Origin of the sequence: Tolypothrix sp. FACHB-123, from assembly GCF_014697075.1 — a bacterium.
Lineage (GTDB): Bacteria > Cyanobacteriota > Cyanobacteriia > Cyanobacteriales > Nostocaceae > Aulosira.
The window spans coordinates 1-1,529 of record NZ_JACJRE010000164.1; the positions used below are offsets into that span (position 1 = coordinate 1).

Consider the following 1,529-nt stretch of genomic DNA (forward strand, 5'->3'; position numbering starts at 1 on the left):
TAGGGGAAACGCATCTTATTTCCTAATAAAAACTAAGAGAGATTTCAAAATGACATTGATAATTGTAAAAATTCCGGCAATGATAAATAAAACAAATAAAAATATTCAGAAAAATCTGAATTAGCTTATCTGAAGCTGAATAATTATTTATTGATACTAAAAAACTCCAAATTTGAGTTTATAAAAGTATATTTACATAGAGAAAAAGGGAGACCTTTCCCTAAGGATTTAAATTCAATTCCTGATATAATAATTTATACTAATGCTAAAACTCTTGTTAAATAATTGTTATCCCATCCAGCGAGAAACTGTTTATTTTTTATTCCACGTTTAACACGCTTTTCTTGACCTAAAAGGTTGACTGCAATATGTCTGAGAATTGCAAAATTCTGTGGAGCATTATCTTTTCTAATCCGACAGTTATCTTCCCTCAAGGCGATATCCAATATCCAATGTAATGAATTTTCTATTCCCCAATGACTGCGAATAGAATTACCAAACTGTTTAGCATTTGACTCAAGGCTACTGATAAAATAATGGGTTTCAACCGTTGTTTCACCATTTAATGAACGGACGGATTCTACCATTCCAACACTATTAAAGTTTGACCAAACTGAATCTGGGTTAAGCCGAGACTGAATTTGAGATAACATTACATAGTGGCGGATTTCATCACGACCATGCCCGGCTTCTTCTGTTTTATATGTGCTATGCTCAATCCCCTCAAAACCTGTATTTATCCCTGATTTAAATAGTTTTTCTACCTCATCATAAAGATTTCCTTGGTTCTTTTTTAATGTAATTACATAATCTGCATTTTGTTGTGTAATTAACTTAACAATCTCTTTTTGACAACCGATTGCATCAATTGTCACGATACACCCAGAGAGTTCTAATACTTTTAACAACTCTGGAATTGCTGTAATTTCATTCGATTTTTCATCCACCTTCACTTGTCCCAACACCAATCTATTTGTAGTTGCCCAGGCGCTTACCATTTGAATTGCGCTTTGGTCACTACTTTTATTATAAGAACCACGTAAGGTTTTTCCGTCAATTGCTACCACTTCACCTGAGGTTATCTTCTGTATTGATTTCATCCAATCAAGAAAACATGATTGAAACTGTTGGGGATTTATTTGTGCAAATACTCTCGCAAAAGTATCGTGAGACGGAATGCCATTTGGTAACTCTAAAAATGTTTGTAACCACTCATACTTAGCACAACCATAAGTCTCTATTGCGACCCATCCATCTGCCCCACAAATTACCGCACATACGGCAATGGTCATAATATCGATTAACTTGTGTCTTTTAGTACGATCTATGCGTGGATCTTCTATTACACTAAAGTGATCAGCAATCGTGATTTTGGGCTTGAGTTTCACAGGCTCTGGCTTAGTTCTACTTTGAGAATGACAATATCATTTTTAGCGATCGCTCTCTTCACCAGTTATATATAGTTCTCTTGTACTACTCAAAACACACCTCTACTTAGCACTTTTCTCTATTTAGATGCGTTTGCCCTG

At 34.8% G+C, this 1,529-nt stretch carries 1 protein-coding gene; it reads right to left on the reverse strand.

Translation table 11 applies throughout. From position 1 onward, the window contains the following. Positions 1 to 254 precede the first annotated feature (254 nt). The gene (locus H6G41_RS34515) at positions 255 to 1,388 is read right to left on the reverse strand and encodes an ISAs1 family transposase (RefSeq protein ID WP_190752887.1); all 1,134 of its coding nucleotides are present in this window, start codon (positions 1,386 to 1,388) and stop codon (positions 255 to 257) included. Between the last annotated feature and the right edge of the window lie 141 nt (positions 1,389 to 1,529).